The sequence below is a fragment of the Streptomyces sedi genome (assembly GCF_006335015.1).
In the GTDB taxonomy this organism is placed as follows: domain Bacteria; phylum Actinomycetota; class Actinomycetes; order Streptomycetales; family Streptomycetaceae; genus Streptomyces; species Streptomyces sedi.
Window position 1 is genome coordinate 15,281 of record NZ_VDGT01000023.1, and the last position, 19,520, is coordinate 34,800.

A 19,520-nucleotide genomic window follows, 5' to 3' on the forward strand; every position below is an offset into this window, starting at 1 on the left:
CCGCGCCGGGGCGCGCCCCGGAGACGACGGCGCCCCGCCTGCCCGCGGCGAGCGGGTGGCGGGGCGCGCGGTCGCGACGCCTCAGCCGGCGTAGCCGCCCGAGGCGGTCAGGCGCAGCGCGGTGTCGATCAGCGGCACATGGCTGAACGCCTGGGGGAAGTTCCCGACCTGCCGCATCCGGCGCGGGTCCCACTCCTCGGCGAGCAGGCCGAGGTCGTTGCGCAGGGCCAGCAGCTTCTCGAAGAGCTTGCGGGCCTCGTCGACGCGGCCGATCATCGCGAGGTCGTCGGCCATCCAGAACGAGCAGGCCAGGAACGCGCCCTCGTCGCCCTCAAGACCGTCGACGCCCGCCTCGTCACCCGCGGTGGGGTAGCGCAGGATGAAGCCGTCGAGCGTGGACAGCTCGCGCTGGATGGCCTCGATCGTGCCTATCACCCGCTTGTCGTCCGGCGGCAGGAAGCCCATCTGCGGGATCAGCAGCAGCGAGGCGTCCAGCTCCTTGGAGCCGTAGGACTGGGTGAACGTGTTGCGCTCCGCGTCGTAGCCGTGCTCGCAGACCGCGCGGTGGATCTCGTCCCGCAGGTCGCGCCAGCGCTCCAGCGGGCCGTCGACCTCTCCCGACTCGATCAGCTTGACCGTGCGGTCGACGGCGACCCAGGTCATCACCTTGGAGTGGACGAAGTGCCGGCGCGGGCCGCGGACCTCCCAGATGCCCTCGTCCGGCTCGTTCCAGTGGTTCTCCAGGTACTTGATCAGCTTCAGCTGGAGCAGGTTGGCGTGGTCGTTGCGCGCCAGCCCGGTCATGTGGGCCACGTGCAGGGCCTCGGTGACCTCGCCGTAGACGTCCAGCTGGAGCTGGCCGGCGGCGCCGTTGCCGACGCGCACCGGCTGCGAGTTCTCGTAGCCGGGAAGCCAGCTCAACTCGGCCTCGGCCAGCTCGCGTTCGCCGGCGATGCCGTACATGATCTGGAGGTTCTGCGGGTCGCCCGCGAGGGCGCGCAGCAGCCACTCGCGCCAGGCCCTGGCCTCCTCGTGGTAGCCGGTGCGCAGCAGCGAGGAGAGCGTCATGGCCGCGTCGCGCAGCCAGGTGAACCGGTAGTCCCAGTTCCGCGAGCCGCCGATCTCCTCGGGCAGCGAGGTGGTCGGGGCGGCGACGACGGCGCCGGTCGGGGCGTAGGTCAGCGCCTTGAGGGTGATCAGCGAGCGGACGACGGCCTCGCGGTAGGGGCCGTGGTAGGTGCACTGGGCGACCCAGTCGCTCCAGAACGACTCGGTGGCGGCCAGCGCCTCCTCGGGAGCGGCGACCGGTGGCGGCTCCTTGTGCGAGGCCTGCCAGCTGATGGTGAACGCGACCCGGTCGCCGGCGGCGACCGTGAAGTCGGCGTAGGTGGTCAGGTCCTTGCCGTAGGTGTCGACCGTGGTGTCCAGCCAGACCGAGTCCGGTCCGGAGACGGCCACGGTCCGGTCGTCGACCTTGTGCACCCACGGCACGATCCAGCCGTAGGAGAACCGCATCCGCAGCGCGGAGCGCATCGGCACCCGGCCGCTGACGCCCTCGACGACGCGCACCAGCTGGGGCGCCATCTCACCGCGCGGCGGCATGAAGTCGGTCACCCGCACGGTGCCCCGGGGGGTGTCCCACTCGGACTCCAGGATCAGGGAGTCCCCGACGTAGCGGCGGCGGCTGGCGGGCGGCGGCGGCATGTCCTTGCCGTGCGCGGGCCCGACTCTCCAGAAGCCGTGTTCGTCGGTGCCCAGCAGCCCGGCGAAGACCGCGTGGGAGTCGAATCGCGGCAGACACAGCCAGTCGGCCGATCCGTCGCGGCAGATGAGGGCGGCGGTCTGCATGTCGCCGACCAGTGCGTAGTCCTCGATGCGCCCGGCCACTTGAAACTCCAGTCGAACGGCGCCGCCCCCCGTGGGACGTGCGGAAACTTCCTCGCCCATTCCGGCGTCCAGGCAGGATACGACGCCTGGAGGACATCCGCTGGACACCGGGGAAACCGTTCTCTGTGACCGGGTGCTCTTGTTCGTATTAGTCGGTAAATGTCGAAAGGCTGAGCTTGGGTGCTTTGTGCCGCACCTTCGCTGTTACCCTGGTAGCCCGTGGACCGGAGGGCCCGAAAACCTTCGAACACTCACCGTCGGCACCCCCGGGCGAGCAGCCCGTGCGGAGCCGTTGTGTATCCGCCTCGCGACCACGGGAGCCCCGTTTTGGCCATGCCGCCCAGTTCCATGACGACAAAGACGACCAAGTTCATCTTCGTCACCGGCGGGGTCGCCTCCTCGCTCGGCAAGGGGCTCACCGCTTCCAGCCTCGGTGCCCTCCTCAAGGCGCGCGGCCTGCGCGTCACGATGCAGAAGCTGGACCCCTATCTCAACGTCGACCCGGGCACGATGAACCCGTTCCAGCACGGCGAGGTGTTCGTCACCAACGACGGCGCCGAGACCGACCTGGACATCGGCCACTACGAGCGCTTCCTCGACGTCGACCTCGACGGCAGCGCCAACGTCACCACCGGCCAGATCTACTCCACCGTGATCGCCAAGGAGCGGCGCGGCGAGTACCTGGGCGACACGGTGCAGGTCATCCCGCACATCACCAACGAGATCAAGCACCGCATCCGGCGGATGGCCACCGACGACGTCGACGTGGTGATCACCGAGGTCGGCGGCACGGTCGGCGACATCGAGTCGCTGCCCTTCCTGGAGGCCGTCCGCCAGACGCGGCACGAGGTCGGGCGGGACAACGTCTTCGTCGTCCACATCTCGCTGCTGCCCTACATCGGCCCCTCCGGCGAGCTGAAGACCAAGCCGACCCAGCACTCGGTCGCCGCCCTGCGCAACATCGGCATCCAGCCGGACGCCATCGTGCTGCGCGCCGACCGCGAGGTGCCCACCGCCATCAAGCGGAAGATCTCGCTGATGTGCGACGTGGAGGAGGCCGCCGTGGTCGCCGCCATCGACGCCAAGTCGATCTACGACATCCCGCCCGTGCTGCACGCCGGCGGGCTGGACGCCTACGTGGTGCGCCGGCTCGACCTGCCGTTCCGCGACGTGGACTGGACGCAGTGGAACGACCTGCTCGGCCGCGTGCACCGCCCGGAGCACGAGGTCACGGTCGCGCTGGTCGGCAAGTACATCGACCTGCCCGACGCCTATCTGTCGGTCACCGAGGCGCTGCGCGCCGGTGGCTTCGCCAACAACGCGCGCGTGACCATCAAGTGGGTCACCTCCGAGGACTGCCGGGTGCCGGGCGGCGCCGAGCGGCAGCTGTCCGACTGCGACGCGATCTGCATCCCCGGAGGCTTCGGCGAGCGCGGCGTCGAGGGCAAGATCGCCGCGATCACCTACGCCAGGGAGCACCGGCTCCCGCTGCTCGGGCTCTGTCTCGGCCTCCAGTGCGTGGTGATCGAGGCGGCGCGCAGCCTGCTGGGCATCCCGGAGGCCAACTCGACGGAGTTCGACAAGGCCGTCGCGCACCCGGTGATCTCCACGATGGAGGAGCAGCTGGACATCGTGGCGGGCGAGGGCGACCTGGGCGGCACCATGCGGCTCGGGCTCTACCCGGCGAAGCTCGCCGAGGGCTCGATCGTCCGCGAGGCCTACCAGGACGAGCCGTACGTCGAGGAGCGCCACCGGCACCGCTACGAGGTGAACAACTCCTACCGCTCGGAGCTGGAGAAGAAGGCGGGACTCGTCTTCTCCGGCACCTCCCCCGACGGGAAGCTGGTGGAGTTCGTGGAGTACCCGCGCGAGGTCCACCCCTATCTGGTCGCCACGCAGGCGCACCCGGAGCTGCGCTCCCGGCCCACCAGGCCGCACCCGCTCTTCGCCGGGCTGGTCGGTGCCGCCGTGCGGGCCCGGCGCGAGACCCCCGGGGCGGACGTGGCGTCCGCCGCCGGGGGAGACTGAGGGGTATGACCGACCAGTCCTCGGCGCCGCTCGCCGACTCTCCGACGCAGTGGCCCGTCACCGCGACCGAGACCCCGTTCACCGGCAACAAGACCAGCGTCCGCACCGACGAGGTGCGGCTCCCCGACGGCGGCCGGGTGCACCGCGACTACCAGGTGCACCCCGGCTCCGTCGCGGTCCTCGCGCTGGACGAACGGGACCGGGCCGTGGTGATCGAGCAGTACCGGCACCCGGTGCGCCACCGGCTGTGGGAGATCCCCGCCGGGCTGCTCGACGTGCCGGGGGAGAACCCGCTGCACGCCGCCCAGCGCGAGCTGTACGAGGAGGCGCACGTCAAGGCCGAGGACTGGCGGGTGCTGACCGACGTGTACACGACGCCGGGCGGCAGCGACGAGGCGGTGCGGATCTTCCTCGCCCGGCAGCTGTCGGAGGCCGAGGGCGAGCGCTACGAGGTGCACGCCGAGGAGGCCGACATGCGGCTGGCCAGGGTGCCGGTCGCCGACCTGGCGCGTGGCGTGCTGGCCGGCCGGCTGCACAACACCTGCCTGGCGCTGGGCGTCCTCGCCTATGGCGCGGCCCTCGCCGGGGAGGGCCCCGAGGCGCTGCGGCCGGCCGACGCGCCCTGGCCGGCCCGGCCGTTCCCGGCCTGACGTGTCCTGACCCGACGCCTCGGTGGCCTTGGCATACGCTCACCCCGTGACGGATGTGACGGAACAGACGGTCACCGACGGCGGGGGCTTCCTCGGCCGCAGCCGCGAGCTGGCGGGCCTGCGCGGAGAGATCGAACGCGCGGGCCTCGACACCCTGGCCGGCCGCCCCGCGCCCCGGGGCAGGGTGCTGCTGGTGGCGGGCCGGCCCGGCACCGGCAGGACGGCGTTGGCCGAGGCGTTCGCGGCCGAGCTCGCCGCCTCGGGCGACTACCCCGACGGGCTGCTGACCGCCCGGCTGACCGAGCCGGGCGGCACCCCCGTCACCGTGGAACGCGCGGCGCGCGAGCTGCTGGCCCAGCTCGGTGTCGCGGCGCCGGCCGGCGGCGGCGACGAGGACCTGGCCGACCTGCTGCGCGAGACCCTCGACACCAGGTCGGCCGTGCTGCTGCTGGACGACATCGCCGGCGCCGAGCAGCTGGCCGAGCTGGTGCCCGAGCACCGCGCCTGCGTGGTGGTGGCTGTCGCCGGCGGCCCGTTGACCAAGGTGCCGGACGTGCGGCCCTGCGTGCTGGGCGGGCTGGACCGGCCCAACGCGATCCGGCTGCTGGAGCGCGGCGCGGGACCGGTGCGGATCACCGTCGACCCGGGGGCCGCCGACCATCTCGCGGAGATCTGCGGCGACCTGCCGGCCGCGTTGAAGCTCACCGCCGGCTGGCTCGCGCTCCACCCCGACCACACGCTGGTCGACGCGGTGCGCGGCTTCGCCGCCGGCGCCGAGCGGCTGCCCTCGCCCGAGGGCGACGCCGCGTCCGACCCGGCCGAGCTGCCGCTGCGCCGGGCCTTCGGCCTGGTGCACGCGGCGCTGCCGGCGCAGGCGGCGCGGCTGCTGCGGCTGCTGGCGCTGGCGCCGGGCGGGCTGGTCGACGACCATGTCGCGGCGGCGCTGGCGGGCGCGCCGATCGGGGTGGCCCGCACGCTGCTCGACGACTTCGTCGCCTTCGGGCTGCTGCACGCGGCCGACCCGGGCGGCCCGCCGGGCGTGGGGCCCGGTTACCGGGTGCCCGGCTGTCTGGCGCCGCTGCTGTCCGGGCTGTTGGAGGCGGAGGAGCGGCCGGGCGAGGTGCTGCTGGCGCGCGCCAGGATGCTGGAGCGCACGGTGCGCCAGCTGCGCGCCTGCCTGGCCACCACCGAGCCGGCCGGTTCGCCGGCCGCCCGCTGGCTGAGCGAGCTGCCGCGGGCGCTGCGCTTCGAGAGCCCGAAGGCCGCCGCCCGCTGGCTGGACGCCCGGCTGCCCGCGCTGTTGGCCGCCGCGCGACTGGCCGTGGACGACGGCGAGTTGGACACGTTGGCCCGTCGGGTGGTGGCGGCGCTGACCCGGGCCCTGATCGCCCACCGGGGCACGGAGGAGGCGGCGCCCGAGCTGTACCGGCTGCACGAGCTGGTGCTGGGGGTCGCCGAACGGCAGGGGCTGACCAGGGAGCAGGCCGCCGCCCTGCTGAACCTGGGCGATCTGGACGTGCGCACCGGCCGGCTCGCCGGGGCGCTGACCCGATACCGGGCCGCGCTGGAGGTGGCGCGCGGCGAGGGCGACGCGGCCGACCCGCTGGCCGTCGGCCGCACGCTGGAGTCCATCGGCGGGACCTACGCGGAGCTGAACGACTGGCAGCGCGCCGCCGACTGGTACGGGCGGGCCGTGGCGCTGGCCCAGACCCGCGACGACCTGGCGGCCGAGGCCAGGCTCCAGGGCCGGATCGGCGCCGTGCTCTCCTACGACGGGCAGCTGGAGGAGGCGCTGCGCGCCTGGCGGGCGGCGGCCTCGGCGCACCGCAGGTGCGGGGACGCCCACGCGTACGCGCGCGCGCTGACCGAGGCGGCCCGGGTGATGGAGTACGCCGGGCAGTACGAGGAGTCCGAACGCACCGGGCGCGAGGCGCTGCGGCTGGCCGCCGGGACCGGCGACCAGCGGTTGCAGGCGGCGCTGCGGATGCGGCTCGCGGACACCGCCGACCGTCTCGGCCGCACCGACACCGCCGCCGTGCACCGGGCGGTGGCCGAGCAGATCCTCGCCGCTCCCGAGGAGCCGCCCCACACGCCGGGGGCGGAGAGGGATTCCTCTGGTCCTCCAGAGGGAAACACTTGTGAAACGCAGACGAAGCGTCGCCATGATTGACTGAAAGCAAGGCCATGCGTCAGTCTTCCCTTGCTTAGAATGGCGAAAGCACCCCCTTCGCGACACAAGGACCGTGATCGACATGAAGGTTGGCATCCCCCGCGAGGTCAAGAACAACGAGTTCCGCGTGGCCATCACCCCGGCCGGAGTGCACGAGCTCGTCAGCGGCGGCCACCAGGTCTTTCTGGAGGGCGGCGCCGGTCTCGGCTCCGCCATCCCCGACGAGGAGTACCTCGCGGCCGGCGCCACCGTGCTGCCCGAGGCGGACCAGGTCTGGGCCGAGGCCGACCTGCTGCTGAAGGTCAAGGAGCCGGTCGCCGAGGAGTACCACCGGCTGCGCAAGGATCTGACGCTCTTCACCTATCTCCATCTCGCCGCGTCCCGCGAGTGCACCGACGCGCTGCTGGCCGCCGGTACCACCGCGATCGCCTACGAGACGGTCGAGGCGCGCGGCGGGCTGCCGCTGCTCGCCCCGATGTCGGAGGTGGCCGGGCGGCTCGCGCCGCAGGTCGGCGCCTACCACCTGATGCGCCCGACCGGCGGGCGCGGCGTCCTGCCGGGCGGCGTCCCCGGCAGCCCGGCCGGCCACGCGGTGGTCATCGGCGCGGGCGTCTCCGGGTGGAACGCGACGCAGATCGCGGTCGGGCTCGGCTTCCAGGTCACCGTCCTGGACAAGGACACCGACAAGCTCCGGGCCGTGGACCGCGTCTTCGGCACCCGGGTGCGCACCGTCACCTCACACGCCCTGTCGCTGGAGCGCGAGGTGCTCACCGCCGACCTGGTGATCGGCGCCGTCCTGGTCCCGGGCGCCCGCGCGCCCCGGCTGGTCAGCGGCGAGCTGGTCTCCCGGATGCGCCAGGGAAGTGTCCTTGTCGACATCGCGATCGACCAGGGCGGCTGCTTCGCCGACTCCCGCCCCACCACCCATGCCGAGCCGACGTTCCCCGTGCACGGCTCGCTCTTCTACTGCGTGGCCAACATGCCCGGCGCCGTGCCCAGTACCTCAACGCACGCGCTGACCAACGCGACGCTGCCGTACGTGGTCCAACTGGCCTCCCTCGGCTGGCGTTCCGCGCTGGGCGCCGACCCGGGCCTGGCGGCCGGGCTCAACACGCACGAGGGGCTGGTCGCCCACCGGCCGGTCGCCGAAGCTCACCAACTGGCCTTCACCGCGCCCTCCGAGGTGCTTGCCTGAGCCGCCCGGGACCCGGGGCGACACCCCCCGGGTCAACTCCCCGCGTCAACATCGGGAATGTCACACCGGCGCGTTCGATGACCGTGTCGATTCAGCCACTCGGGCGCTTGTCGGTGTCGTCCGATCCGTCCCCAACTCCGCGCTCACGTCGTGGTTTAGCGGTCCGAACGGGGGTGAGATGCCCCGGCTCGCGAAGCATGGGGCCTTGACAAGTGATTGTTCGATGGCCGACACATCCGTGCCGGTCCGGTGGATTGTGTTGCTGCGGACCGCCGACACGCCATAGAGTCGCCAAACGTCGGCATGGTGCAACGCTGACTCTGTCTAGAAGTTCCCTGGTCCCCAAGGAGGTAAGACGACTTGTGAATGAGTCGATAATTACTCCCAGGGGAGCACAGGTCCCGGAGCGGCGTCAGAGCGCCTCGGATTCGACGGGCAACGGCTCCGTCGCTGTTCATCCCTTCGCAACCCACCAGAGCCAACCGAGCATGACAGCGCATCAGAGCACGGACGGCCACGAGACCAGTGCCGTCACAGCGAACCGTACGGCCGGCGAGTCCGACCGTTATCCCGACTACGAAGACATCCCCGACGGCCAGTTCTACGACCCGGACGCCGAATACGAGCCGGACCCCGAATACGCGGCGACCATCGCCCCGGACGCGGCCCGGCAGCGTCGGGAGCGGATCGGCCCCACCGGCCGGCCCCTGCCGTACTTCCCCATCCCGGGACCGCTCAGCGAGCGCGGCCCGGCGAAGGTCATCGCCATGTGCAACCAGAAGGGCGGCGTCGGCAAGACCACGTCGGCCATCAACCTGGGCGCGGCGCTGGCCGAGTACGGACGCCGGGTCCTGCTGGTGGACTTCGACCCGCAGGGCGCGCTCTCCGTCGGCCTCGGGGTCAACCCGATGGAGCTGGACCTCACCGTCTACAACCTGCTGATGGAACGCGGCATGGCCCCCGACGAGGTGCTGCTCAAGACGGCGGTCGCCGGCATGGACCTGCTGCCGAGCAACATCGACCTCTCGGCGGCCGAGGTGCAGCTGGTCAGCGAGGTGGCGAGGGAGTCCACGCTCCAGCGTGCGCTCCAACCGCTGCTCAGCGACTACGACTTCATCATCATCGACTGCCAGCCCTCGCTGGGCCTGCTCACCGTGAACGCCCTCACCGCGGCGCACAAGGTGATCGTGCCGCTGGAGTGCGAGTTCTTCGCGCTGCGCGGCGTGGCCCTGCTCACCGAGACGATCGAGAAGGTCCAGGAGCGGCTCAACCCCGAGCTGCGGCTGGACGGCATCCTCGCCACGATGTACGACTCGCGCACCGTGCACAGCCGAGAGGTGCTCGCCCGGGTCGTCGAGGCGTTCGACGACAACGTGTACCACACGGTCATCGGCCGCACCGTCCGGTTCCCCGAGACCACCGTCGCGGGCGAGCCGATCACCACCTACGCCTCCAACTCGGTGGGGGCGGCGGCCTACCGACAGCTCGCCAGGGAGGTGCTCGCCCGGTGCCACGCCGAGTGAGCCTTCCGGCGGCCGACGAACTGTTCCGCAGCACGGGTGGGGCGGCCGTCCAGCCGTCGAGCCCCTCGACCTCACAGGAGAACGCGGCGGCGGAGCCCCAACGGGCCCCGTCCGCCGACCAGTCGGGCGAACCGGCGGGCTCCGGCGCGCCGGGGGCGCCCGACGAGGGCGCGGGCGAGGGGCGTGCGCGCCGCGAGCCCAGGCCCGGCGCGCCGCGGGAGCGCGGCGGTCGGGAGGAGCGGCTTCCCGCCCAGGCGAAGCGGGACGGCTCCGGCCGGCCCACCGTTCCCCCCGCCGGAGGCCAGCCCACGGCCCCGGGTCGCGGCGCCCCCGCGGCACCGCAGCGCAAGGGCCGTGCGGCGCGGCGGCCGAGTGGCCGCGAGCGGCACGACGAGAAGATCACCGTCTATGTCTCGGCGGAGGAGTTGATGGACCTGGAGCACGCGCGGTTGGTGCTGCGTGGCGAGCACGGGCTCGCCGTCGACCGGGGCCGCATCGTGCGCGAGGCGGTCGCCGTGGTCCTCGCCGACCTCGAATCCCGGGGCGACGCCAGCATCTTGGTGCGGCGCCTGCGCGGGCGCTGACCGCGCGGCGCGCGCCGCCCGACGGTGGCGCGGAGTAACGTGCCCGGCGATGACCCCGCCCGCCCGCCGCCGCCCCCTGGGCCGGGGCCCCTCCGGCCCCGAGGCGACGCCCGACGAACGGGCCGCCGCACACCCCGCGGCGGCCCCTTCGCCCGTGCCCCCGCCGGGGCGCGAACAGCGGGGCGAGCCGGCGACCACCGCCGTGGACGACCCGCCGCCGGGGGAGGCGGACCAGGCGGTCGCCGGGCGCGAGGACCCAACCCCGGCCCCCGCGCCGGACGATGACCCGCCCGCCCCCGCGGAGCCGGACGGTCCGGCCGAGGAGGACGCCCCCGACGACGGGAAGTTCCGCGTCGTACTGGAGAACTTCTCCGGCCCCTTCGACCTGCTTCTCCAACTGATCTCCCGACACCGGCTGGACGTCACCGAGGTGGCGCTCTCGCGGGTCACCGACGACTTCCTCGCCCACCTGCGGGCCATGGGGCCGGACGGCGACCTCGACCAGACCACCGAGTTCCTGGTCGTCGCCGCCACCCTGCTGGACCTCAAGGCCGCCCGGCTGCTGCCCACCGCCGAGGTGGAGGACGAGGCCGACCTGGCGCTGCTGGAGGCCAGGGACCTGCTCTTCGCGCGGCTCCTCCAGTACCGCGCGTTCAAGCGGGTCGCCGAGATCTTCGCCGACCGGCTGGCCGACGAGTCGCGGCGCCACCCGCGCACCGTCGGCCTGGAGCCGCACCACGCGGAGCTGCTGCCCGACGTCGTGATCAGGATCGGCCCCGAGGGCTTCGCGCAGCTCGCGGTCAAGGCCATGCAGCCCAAACCCAAGCCCGCCGTGTACGTCGAGCACATCCACGCCCCGCTGGTCAGCGTCCGCGAACAGGCCGAGGTGGTCGTCGGCAGGCTGCGCGAGGCCGGCGCGCTCACGTTCGCCGAGCTGACGGAGGACGCCCCGGACACGTTGACCGTGGTGGCCAGGTTCCTCGCGCTGCTGGAGCTGTACAGGGAACGCGCGGTCGCCCTCGAACAGCCGGAGGCCCTCGGCTCGTTGCTGGTCCGCTGGAGCGGCGCGGAGCCGGGACGGGCGCTGGTCAGCGACGAGTTCGACCAGGCGGCGGGGGACGGCGGCGGGCGCGGCGCACGTGACGAGGACGGAACCGAGGCGAGCGACAGGGAAGGCGGAACGGCATGACCACCCCCGAGGCCCCCGCACACCGGGACCCCGAGCAGGACGCGGAGCGGGACCCGGTCGACGAGCGGGAGGAGGCGCCCGTCGCCCTCCGGCCGGCGCTGGAGGCCGTGCTGATGGTCGTCGACGAGCCGGCGACCGAGGAGCACCTGGCCCGGGTGCTGGGGTACCCCCGTCGCGCCGTGGCCGACGCCCTGCGCGAGCTGGCGGACGAGTACACCAGGGACGGCCGGGGCTTCGAGCTGCGGCTGGTCGCCGGCGGCTGGCGCTACTACACCAGGCCGGCATACGCCTCCGTCGTGGACGGCTTCGTGCTGGACGGCCAGCACGCCCGGCTGACACAGGCGGCGCTGGAGACGCTGGCCGTGGTCGCCTACCGCCAGCCGGTGAGCCGTTCCCGGGTCTCCGCGATCCGCGGCGTGAACTGTGACGGCGTGATGCGGACCCTGCTCCAGCGCGGGCTGCTGGCCGAGGCGGGCACCGAACCCGAAACAGGTGCGATCCTGTATGTGACGACGCACTACTTCCTGGAACGGATGGGGCTGCGCGGCCTGGACGAGCTTCCGGAGCTGGCGCCCTTCCTCCCCGAGGCGGACCAGGTCGAGGGCGAGAGCCAGGAGGGGGTGCCGTCGTTCGACGTAGATGCAGACGACGGCGACTCCCCAACGGATCATTGATGCGAAGCAGTGGCAGGAACAACGACAACCGGAGCTCCGGCGGCAACGGCGGCCGAGGCCGCGACTCCAGCCGGAGCACGAGCCGGAACACCAGCCGGAACACCAGCCGGAGCTCCCAGCGGGACAACCGCGGCGCGGGCAACAGCCGCGACGACCGCCAGCAGCGGTCCGGCCGCCCCCCGCGCCCCGAGGAGCGCCGCTACGACCAGGGCGGACGCGGCGACGACAGGAACGCGCCCGGCGGCCGGGGCCGGGGCGGCCAGGGCGGCCCCGGAGGCCGGGGCGCTCCCGGTGGCAAGGGCGGCGGCCCCGGAGGCAAGGGCGCTCCCGGTGGCAAGGGCGGCGGCCCCGGCCGTCGGCGTCCCGCTCCGCCGGCCAGGTCGCGCGAGTACGAGGCGCAGATCGAGGAGCGCAACCGGGAGCGGCACGCCAACAAGTCGACGGCCTCGAAGCTGCCCAAGACGTTCGACGAGCCCGAGGGCGAACGCCTCCAGAAGGTGCTCGCCCGCGCCGGCCTCGGCTCCCGCAGGGCCTGCGAGGAGCTGATCGACCAGTCCAGGGTCGAGGTGAACGGCCGGATCGTCACCTCCCAGGGGAAGCGGGTCAACCCCGACCAGGACGAGATCAAGGTCGACGGGCTGACCGTGGCCAGCCAGTCGCACCTGTACTTCGCGCTGAACAAGCCGGCCGGCGTCGTCTCCGCGATGGAGGACCCGGAAGGCCGCCAGTGCCTCGGCGACTACGTGCAGAACCGCGAGACCCGCCTCTTCCACGTCGGCCGGCTCGACACCGAGACCGAGGGCCTGCTGCTGCTCACCAACCACGGCGAGCTGGCCCACCGGCTGACCCACCCCCGTTACGGCGTGACCAAGACCTATCTGGCCGCGATCCAGGGCCCCATCCCGCGTGACCTGGGCAAGCGGCTGAAGGAGGGCGTCCGGCTGGAGGACGGCCATGTGCGGGCCGACCACTTCCGGGTGGTGGAGAACACCGGGAAGAACTACCTGGTGGAGGTCGTGCTGCACGAGGGCCGCAAGCACATCGTGCGCCGGATGCTGGCCGAGGTCGGCTTCCCCGTCGACCGGCTGGTGCGCACCGGGTTCGGCCCGATCGTGCTGGGCGACCAGAAGTCCGGCTGGCTGCGCCGGATGACCAACACCGAGGTCGGCCGGCTGCTGCGCGAGGTCGGCCTCTGACCGGCCGGCCCGGCCCGCACGGCCGCTGACCTGTCGAAAACGTTCGGAACGTGTCGGGAGCGGCGACTACCCTGAGGGGATGCGCACCGCTCTCGTCATCGGCTGCGGTCTGATCGGGACCTCCGTCGCCCTGGCGCTCTCCGCGAGGGGCGTCCGCGTCCATCTCGACGACCACGACCACGACCGCCGCCGCACCGCCGCCGCCCTGGGCGCCGGCAGCGAGGAGCCGCCCGAGGGGCGGGTGGAGCTGGCCGTGGTCGCGGTGCCGCCGACCAGGATCGCCGCCACCGTCGTCGAGCTGCAACGGCGGGACGCCGCCCACGCCTACGTGGACGTGGGCAGCGTCAAGGCGGGGCCGGCGGGCGAGTTGGCCGCGCTCGGCGGGGATCCGACCAGCTACCTCGGCACCCACCCGATGGCGGGCCGGGAGCGCTCCGGGCCGCTGGCCGCCTCGGCCGACCTCTTCGAGGGCAGGCCCTGGGTGCTCACCCCGACGTCGCGCACCAGGACCGAGGCGGTCAACCTGGTCCTGGAGCTGGCCTCGCTCTGCCGCGCGGTGCCCGTGATGATGGAGGCGGCGGCCCACGACCGCGCCGTCGCGCTGGTCTCCCACACCCCCCAGCTGGTCTCCAGTCTGGTCGCCGCCCGGCTGGAGAGCGCCGAGGAGTCGGCCGTGCGGCTGTGCGGCCAGGGCATCAGGGACGTCACCAGGATCGCCGCCTCCGACCCCCGGATGTGGAGCGAGATCCTGGCGGCCAACCCCGGCCCGGTCGCCGACGTGCTGGCCGAGGTCGCGGGCGACCTGGAGCGGACGGTCAGTTCGCTGCGCGCCCTGGCCTCCGCCGACGAGGCGAAGCGCGCCGAGGGCGCCGAGGGCATCGAGGCGGTGCTCCGCCGGGGCAACGCGGGCCGGGAGCGGGTGCCGGGCAAGCACGGGGCGGCGCCGGCCAGTTATGAGACGGTCGCGGTGCTGATCAGTGACCGCCCGGGCGAGCTGGCGGCGATCTTCGCCGACGCCGGCCGCGCCGGCGTCAACATCGAGGACGTGCGGATCGAGCACGCGACCGGCCAGCAGTCCGGGCTGGTGCAGCTGATGGTCGAGCCGTCGGCCGCCCCGCCGCTGGCGGCGGCCCTGCGGGAGCGCGGCTGGTCCCTGCGGCGGTAGCGGCCCTCCCCGCCGTCGCCGTCGCGGTCGTCGACGGGCGGCCGGCGGGCGGCCCGCGCGGGGCCGGTACCCTTGCCCGATGGGCTCGCCCGGTCCCACCGCGCCGGGCCGCCCGCGCGCCAGCGGGGAACCCGGGCCCGTCGAGGGGGCCGGCGCCCGCTTCCCGTCCCGAACTGCGAAAGGTGTCCACTTCCGTGGCTGCAACTCCCGTCGTCGTCGCCATCGATGGCCCCTCCGGCACCGGCAAGTCGAGCACCTCCAAGGCGGTGGCCGCGCGGATGGGGATGCGTTACCTGGACACCGGGGCCCAGTACCGCGCGATCACCTGGTGGATGCTGCACGCCGGCGTCGACATCGACGACCCCCGCGCCGTGGCCGCCGCCGCGGGGAAGCCGAGCATCGTCTCCGGCACCGACCCGCTGGCGCCCAGCATCACCATCGACGGCACCGACGTCGCCGCCCCGATCCGGGGTGAGCGGGTCACCGGCGCGGTCAGCGCCGTCAGCGCGGTGCCCGAGGTGCGGACGCTGATCACCGACCTCCAGCGTTCCATCGCCGCCGAGGCCGACGGCGGCATCGTCGTCGAGGGCCGCGACATCGGTACCACCGTGCTGCCCGACGCCGACGTCAAGATCTTCCTGACTGCCTCGCCCGAGGTGCGGGCCGCCCGCCGCAGCGCCGAGGTGTCCGGCCGCGCCGGCGCCCCGGCGGCCGGCGGCGCCGACGTCGCCGCGACCCAGGCGGCGCTGCTGCGCCGCGACGCCGCCGACTCCGGCCGCAAGACCTCGCCGCTGGCGAAGGCGGGGGACGCCACCGAGGTGGACACCAGCGAGCTGACCCTGGAGCAGGTCATCGAGTGCGTGGTCACCCTCATCGAGGAGCGGGGGCGGCGGTAACGATGACCCCACCCGGCGCCAGGGGCGCCGTGGCCGGCCACCGGCTGGCGCGCGGGGTGGTCCACACCGTGTGGCGCCCCCGGGTGCTGGGGGCGTGGCGCGTGCCACCCGCCGGCCCGCTGATCCTCGCGGTCAACCACACCCACAACGTCGACGGCCCGCTGCTCTTCGGCACCGCCCCGCGGCCGGTGAGCTTCCTGGTCAAACGGGAGGCGTTCGTCGGCCCGCTGGGCGCGTTCCTGCGCGGCGTCGGCCAGATCCGCGTCGACCGCGAGGCGACCGACCTGGCCGCGGTCCGCGCCGCCCGCGGGGTGCTGGAGCGGGGCGGCGTGCTCGGCGTCTTCCCCGAGGGCACCCGGGGGAACGGCGACTTCACCGCCGTCCGCGCCGGTCTCGCCTACTTCGCGCTCCGCTCGGGCGCCCCGATACAGCCGGTCGCCGTCCTGGGCAGCGACCGCCAGGGGCGGCTGGTGCGTTCCCTGCCACCGCTGCGCGGCCGGGTGGACGTGGTCGTCGGCGAACCGTTCACCGTGGGCGGGGGCGGGGGAAGCCGACGCGGCCGGGCGGCGTTGGACAGGGCGACCGACGAGATCAGGGTCCGGCTGGCCGCCCACCTGCGGGACGCCAGGCTGACCACGGGCCGCTAGCGCCCGCACCCCACCATCCACGACGGAACGACACGACGGACGAGGTAGAAGCGACGCCATGAACGACCAGAACTCCCAGGGCCCCGAGCCCGCGCCGCACGAAGGGCAGCTGGCCGGTCAGGGCGCGCTCGACGCCGGCGACTACGACGAGTTCCTGCGGATCGCCCAGGAGGAGGGGTTCGAGGCCGACGAGATCGAGGGCGAGCTGGCCGCCGCGAACGCGGGGCCGCTGCCCGTGCTGGCCGTCGTCGGCCGGCCCAACGTCGGCAAGTCGACGTTGGTCAACCGGATCCTCGGCCGCCGCGAGGCCGTCGTGGAGGACCGCCCCGGCGTCACCAGGGACCGCGTGACCTACGAGGCCGAGTGGGCGGGCCGCCGGTTCAAGGTGGTGGACACCGGCGGCTGGGAACAGGACGTGCTGGGCATCCAGGCGTCGGTCGCCGCGCAGGCCGAGTTCGCCATCGAGACCGCGGACGCCGTGGTGCTGGTGGTGGACGCCACGGTCGGCGTCACCGACACCGACAGCGCCGTGGTCAAGCTGCTGCGCAAGGCCGGCAAGCCGGTGGTGCTCTGCGCCAACAAGGTCGACGGCCCCAACATGGAGGCCGACGCCGCCTACCTGTGGTCGCTCGGCGTGGGGGAGCCGCACCCGGTCTCGGCGCTGCACGGCCGCGGCACCGGCGACATGCTGGACGCGGTGCTGGAGGCGCTCCCGGAGGCGCCGGCGCAGACCTTCGGCGACATCGTGGGCGGGCCGCGCCGGATCGCGCTGATCGGGCGCCCCAACGTCGGCAAGTCCTCGCTGCTCAACAAGGTCGCCAACGAGGACCGCGTGGTGGTCGACGCCACCGCCGGCACCACCAGGGACCCCGTCGACGAGCTGGTCGAACTGGCCGGCAAGACCTGGCGGTTCGTCGACACCGCCGGCATCCGGCGCAAGGTCCACCTCCAGGGCGGCGCCGACTACTACGCCTCGCTGCGCACCGCCGCCGCGCTGGAGAAGGCGGAGGCGGCGGTGGTGCTGATCGACGTCACCGAGCCGATCAGCGTGCAGGACACCCGGATCATCACCATGGCCGTCGAGGCGGGCCGGGCGCTGGTGATCGCCTACAACAAGTGGGACACCCTCGACGAGGAACGCCGCTACTACCTGGAGCGGGAGATCGAGCAGGAGCTGGTGCGGGTGCGCTGGGCGCCCCGCGTCAACGTCTCGGCCCGCACCGGGCGGCACCTGGAGAAGCTGGTGCCGGCGATGGAGACCGCGCTGGAGAGCTGGGGGGCGCGGGTGCCGACCGGGCGACTCAACGGCTTCCTCGGCGAGTTGGTCGCCTCCCACCCGCACCCGGTGCGGGGCGGCAAGCAGCCGAGGATCCTCTTCGGCACCCAGGCCGGCACCCGCCCGCCGCGGTTCGTGCTCTTCGCCTCGGGCTTCCTGGAGGCCAGCTACCGCCGCTTCGTCGAGCGGCGGCTGCGTGAGGAGTTCGGCTTCGAGGGGACCCCGATCCAGCTGTCGGTGCGGGTGCGGGAGAAGCGCTCACGGAGGAAGTGAGGGCGGGGCCGGCGCGCCGCCCCCGCCCTCAGCGCTCCCCGGCCGCCTCGGGACGGCCGGGGAGCAGCTCCGCACGGAACTGGCCCCCCGGCCGGTACTCCAGATGGCGCCAACTCCCCACGCCCACGCCCCTGATCGTGTTGAAACCGACGAAACGCAGCTCCTCCTCGCCACTGCGGTCACCCGGCAGCGTCCGGAAGAGCCGCCGGTACTCGGCGCAGAGCGAGTCGTAGATCGGCGTCTGCGAGCCGCCGGCGCGTTCGTAGGGCGAACGCATTCCCGGGATGGCGCTGGACGCGGGACGGAGCGAGGCGGAGGGCCGCCGGGGTTCGTAAGGGTGCACGTCCAACCAACGACCGGACCCCGCCCCGGATGCGGCCCCACCCAGCTCCGCACCCACCCGGGGGTGCCCGAACGACCACACGAGCACCCCCAGGGGCGCGGGTAACCACACGAGCAACCCCCCACAACCAAGGGGCGCGGGGAACTGCGCGAGCAACCCCCCACCGAGGCGCGGACGACGACGCACCACGACCCCCACCCCACGGTGGTCGCACCGCGCCCCCGGAGGGGGCAGGCGCGCGAGCACCCCCCACCGAGGCGCGGACGACGACGCACCACCACCCCCACCCCACGGTGGTCGCCCCCCGAAACCCCCGGAGGGATCAGGTGCCGGCCAGCGGCATCGCGGCGGCGACCAGCAGCCCGCCGGCCGCCGCCTTCTCCAGGGCCTCCCGCAGCATGTCCTCCCTCGGCTGCTGCCCGATCGTGCCGGCCGGCGCCGCGTAGACCAGCACGGTGTGCCGCTGGTTCGCCGTGGCCCGCCAGCCGTCCGTGACCGAGAGCGGCTCGTGCGCCTGCCACCAGGCGCTCGCGTCCCCGCCGGCCGGGTCGCTCTGGAGCACCGCGTGCAGCTTGCCCATCGCCAGCAGCACGGACCAGCCGGGGAGCCGGGCCGGCGCCGTGCCGACGTCGGAGATCGGGACGAAGCCGCCCTCGATCAGCAGCGGCAGGAAGTCGTCGCCCGGCCCCTGCGAGCCGGGGCGCACGATCGGGGTGGTCGGCTCCACCACGATCGCGGGGTACAGCTCGCCCTCGATCAGGATCTGGCCGCAGGTGACGCCGAGCACCGCCTGGCCGCGTTCGGCGGGGTTGGGCTCGGTGGGGGGCGCCGCCGGCGCCGCGGCCTGCTGGCCCTGGCTCTCTCCGGTGATGGAGCGCACCGCGCCGCGCAGCTGCTCCTCGGAGACGGAGACCACCTGGGAGGGGATGCAGGAGGCGTGTGCGAAGGCCAGCACGGCCGTCTCGCCGCCGACGAAGAGCACGGTGCTGGTGCGCTCCTGGGTGGTGCTGCCGGGGGTGCGGCAGGAGGTGCAGTCGTAGGCGCCCGGGGCGTTCTCGCCCGCGAGCAGCCGGTCGGCCTCTTCGTCGCCGATCTCGGCGCGTACGTCGTCGCTGACGTCGAGCAAGGGGGACACGGTCGCTCCTCGGTAGGGGTATGCGCCCGCCGTTGACGGCGGGTGCCCCGTGCTCAACGGCGGGAGACGCGCCCGGGTCACGCTGCGACCGCCACCGTGAGGGGGCCGCCGCGACGAACGTCGGACGAACGCGCGGTGTCCGGCGGGAAACCGGCACCGCACGGAACGTCGCCACCTGGACGCGCGACGGTCAGTCGCCATAAACCAGCCGTTCACCGGGAGCCATCGGAAGCGTGAATGAGCTGTGGGGAGGGAAACGCCCGTCACGCGCCGGAAAAACCGCCGCAGAACGTGAGCGAGGTGTGCTCTCCGTCCTTTCCTCGCGGCCGGCCATTACACAACGCGCACTTTCCCGCGAAAGTACGACCGGGGACGAGGCCGTGACACAAGCGTGACCGTTTCCCGCTCCTGGACGCCCTTCCTGGGGCCGGCGGGCAGGCCCTACGGTGGGGCCATGCCATCGCTGCCGAAGCCCCCGAGGCCCCCCGAGGACGACCCCGACACCTATCTGGGCATGGCCGCGGACCAGGCCGAGGAGCGCGCCAGGGGGCGTGGTTGGCGCACCGTGCGCCGGCTGGCGCCGGACGCGATCGTGACCATGGAGTTCATGCCGGGACGCCTCAACTTCGCGGTGCGCGACGGCGCGGTCGAACGCTGCTGGCGCGGCTGAACGGCCCTGCCCCGCACGT

The 19,520-nt window shown here is 73.6% G+C and carries 17 protein-coding genes; 14 read left to right on the forward strand and 3 right to left on the reverse strand.

Translation table 11 applies throughout. The annotated features are described in order from the left end of the window. Positions 1-81 precede the first annotated feature (81 nt). Positions 82-1,947 carry a glycoside hydrolase family 15 protein gene (locus FH715_RS24000; protein WP_139648821.1) on the reverse strand — a complete coding sequence of 622 codons (1,866 nt, stop codon included), beginning with the start codon at positions 1,945-1,947 and terminating at the stop codon, positions 82-84. A 288-nt stretch (positions 1,948-2,235) separates the two neighbouring features. Between FH715_RS24000 and FH715_RS24005 the strand changes: the two genes are divergently transcribed. The 13 genes from FH715_RS24005 (at position 2,236) to der (ending at position 17,353) form a co-directional block, all read left to right on the forward strand. Further along, positions 2,236-3,915: a CTP synthase gene (locus FH715_RS24005; RefSeq protein ID WP_425472772.1), complete on the forward strand. Its 1,680-nt coding sequence runs from the start codon at positions 2,236-2,238 to the stop codon at positions 3,913-3,915. 5 nt (positions 3,916-3,920) lie between these two features. Continuing rightward, on the forward strand, positions 3,921-4,565 hold the full coding sequence (locus FH715_RS24010) for an NUDIX domain-containing protein (RefSeq protein WP_139648825.1): 645 nt from the start codon (positions 3,921-3,923) through the stop codon (positions 4,563-4,565). 55 nt (positions 4,566-4,620) lie between these two features. Next, the gene (locus tag FH715_RS24015) at positions 4,621-6,735 is read left to right on the forward strand and encodes a tetratricopeptide repeat protein (RefSeq protein ID WP_425472773.1); all 2,115 of its coding nucleotides are present in this window, start codon (positions 4,621-4,623) and stop codon (positions 6,733-6,735) included. Between the two features lie 82 nt (positions 6,736-6,817). Continuing rightward, on the forward strand, positions 6,818-7,930 hold the full coding sequence (ald, locus tag FH715_RS24020) for an alanine dehydrogenase (RefSeq protein ID WP_139648827.1): 1,113 nt from the start codon (positions 6,818-6,820) through the stop codon (positions 7,928-7,930). 488 nt (positions 7,931-8,418) lie between these two features. Then, positions 8,419-9,453 carry a ParA family protein gene (locus FH715_RS24025; RefSeq protein ID WP_097230285.1) on the forward strand — a complete coding sequence of 345 codons (1,035 nt, stop codon included), beginning with the start codon at positions 8,419-8,421 and terminating at the stop codon, positions 9,451-9,453. Beyond that, complete coding sequence (locus FH715_RS24030) at positions 9,438-10,037, forward strand: hypothetical protein (RefSeq protein WP_211367758.1); 600 nt, start codon at positions 9,438-9,440, stop codon at positions 10,035-10,037. Before FH715_RS24025 ends, FH715_RS24030 begins: the two co-directional genes overlap by 16 nt. Positions 10,038-10,086: 49 nt before the next feature. Beyond that, the gene (locus FH715_RS24035) at positions 10,087-11,226 is read left to right on the forward strand and encodes a segregation and condensation protein A (protein WP_139648829.1); all 1,140 of its coding nucleotides are present in this window, start codon (positions 10,087-10,089) and stop codon (positions 11,224-11,226) included. After that, the gene (gene scpB / locus FH715_RS24040) at positions 11,223-11,900 is read left to right on the forward strand and encodes an SMC-Scp complex subunit ScpB (RefSeq protein ID WP_246108941.1); all 678 of its coding nucleotides are present in this window, start codon (positions 11,223-11,225) and stop codon (positions 11,898-11,900) included. The genes FH715_RS24035 and scpB overlap by 4 nt, the downstream gene beginning before the upstream one ends. Continuing rightward, positions 11,900-13,096: a pseudouridine synthase gene (locus FH715_RS24045; protein ID WP_139648831.1), complete on the forward strand. Its 1,197-nt coding sequence runs from the start codon at positions 11,900-11,902 to the stop codon at positions 13,094-13,096. The genes scpB and FH715_RS24045 overlap by 1 nt, the downstream gene beginning before the upstream one ends. Positions 13,097-13,175: 79 nt before the next feature. After that, positions 13,176-14,261, forward strand: a complete 1,086-nt coding sequence (locus FH715_RS24050; protein WP_139648833.1) for a prephenate dehydrogenase — start codon at positions 13,176-13,178, stop codon at positions 14,259-14,261. Positions 14,262-14,443: 182 nt separating this feature from the next. After that, on the forward strand, positions 14,444-15,157 hold the full coding sequence (gene cmk / locus FH715_RS24055) for a (d)CMP kinase (RefSeq protein WP_139648835.1): 714 nt from the start codon (positions 14,444-14,446) through the stop codon (positions 15,155-15,157). Positions 15,158-15,159: 2 nt separating this feature from the next. Beyond that, complete coding sequence (locus tag FH715_RS24060) at positions 15,160-15,804, forward strand: lysophospholipid acyltransferase family protein (protein ID WP_139648837.1); 645 nt, start codon at positions 15,160-15,162, stop codon at positions 15,802-15,804. Between the two features lie 58 nt (positions 15,805-15,862). Next, the gene (gene der, locus FH715_RS24065; protein WP_139648839.1) at positions 15,863-17,353 is read left to right on the forward strand and encodes a ribosome biogenesis GTPase Der; all 1,491 of its coding nucleotides are present in this window, start codon (positions 15,863-15,865) and stop codon (positions 17,351-17,353) included. 28 nt (positions 17,354-17,381) lie between these two features. On the opposite strand, the gene FH715_RS29470 is transcribed toward der, so the two are convergent. Then, the gene (locus FH715_RS29470; protein WP_139648841.1) at positions 17,382-17,630 is read right to left on the reverse strand and encodes a hypothetical protein; all 249 of its coding nucleotides are present in this window, start codon (positions 17,628-17,630) and stop codon (positions 17,382-17,384) included. Positions 17,631-18,018: 388 nt separating this feature from the next. Further along, positions 18,019-18,822 carry a hypothetical protein gene (locus FH715_RS24075; protein ID WP_139648941.1) on the reverse strand — a complete coding sequence of 268 codons (804 nt, stop codon included), beginning with the start codon at positions 18,820-18,822 and terminating at the stop codon, positions 18,019-18,021. A 463-nt stretch (positions 18,823-19,285) separates the two neighbouring features. Here FH715_RS24075 and FH715_RS24080 point away from each other — a divergent pair, with 463 nt between their 5' ends. Further along, the gene (locus FH715_RS24080; protein ID WP_097230276.1) at positions 19,286-19,501 is read left to right on the forward strand and encodes a hypothetical protein; all 216 of its coding nucleotides are present in this window, start codon (positions 19,286-19,288) and stop codon (positions 19,499-19,501) included. The last annotated feature ends 19 nt before the right edge of the window (positions 19,502-19,520 follow it).

What these genes read in the sequence shown, in the direction of transcription:
- FH715_RS24000 (WP_139648821.1), bottom strand. Translation starts at nt 1,947, where the DNA reads ATGGGCGAGGAAGTTTCCGCACGTCCCACGGGGGGCGGCGCCGTTCGA.
- FH715_RS24005 (WP_425472772.1), top strand. Translation starts at nt 2,236, where the DNA reads ATGACGACAAAGACGACCAAGTTCATCTTCGTCACCGGCGGGGTCGCC.
- FH715_RS24010 (WP_139648825.1), top strand. Translation starts at nt 3,921, where the DNA reads ATGACCGACCAGTCCTCGGCGCCGCTCGCCGACTCTCCGACGCAGTGG.
- ald (WP_139648827.1), top strand. Translation starts at nt 6,818, where the DNA reads ATGAAGGTTGGCATCCCCCGCGAGGTCAAGAACAACGAGTTCCGCGTG.
- FH715_RS24025 (WP_097230285.1), top strand. Translation starts at nt 8,419, where the DNA reads ATGACAGCGCATCAGAGCACGGACGGCCACGAGACCAGTGCCGTCACA.
- FH715_RS24035 (WP_139648829.1), top strand. Translation starts at nt 10,087, where the DNA reads ATGACCCCGCCCGCCCGCCGCCGCCCCCTGGGCCGGGGCCCCTCCGGC.
- scpB (WP_246108941.1), top strand. Translation starts at nt 11,223, where the DNA reads ATGACCACCCCCGAGGCCCCCGCACACCGGGACCCCGAGCAGGACGCG.
- FH715_RS24045 (WP_139648831.1), top strand. Translation starts at nt 11,900, where the DNA reads ATGCGAAGCAGTGGCAGGAACAACGACAACCGGAGCTCCGGCGGCAAC.
- FH715_RS24050 (WP_139648833.1), top strand. Translation starts at nt 13,176, where the DNA reads ATGCGCACCGCTCTCGTCATCGGCTGCGGTCTGATCGGGACCTCCGTC.
- FH715_RS24060 (WP_139648837.1), top strand. Translation starts at nt 15,160, where the DNA reads ATGACCCCACCCGGCGCCAGGGGCGCCGTGGCCGGCCACCGGCTGGCG.
- der (WP_139648839.1), top strand. Translation starts at nt 15,863, where the DNA reads ATGAACGACCAGAACTCCCAGGGCCCCGAGCCCGCGCCGCACGAAGGG.
- FH715_RS29470 (WP_139648841.1), bottom strand. Translation starts at nt 17,630, where the DNA reads ATGCGTTCGCCCTACGAACGCGCCGGCGGCTCGCAGACGCCGATCTAC.
- FH715_RS24080 (WP_097230276.1), top strand. Translation starts at nt 19,286, where the DNA reads ATGCCATCGCTGCCGAAGCCCCCGAGGCCCCCCGAGGACGACCCCGAC.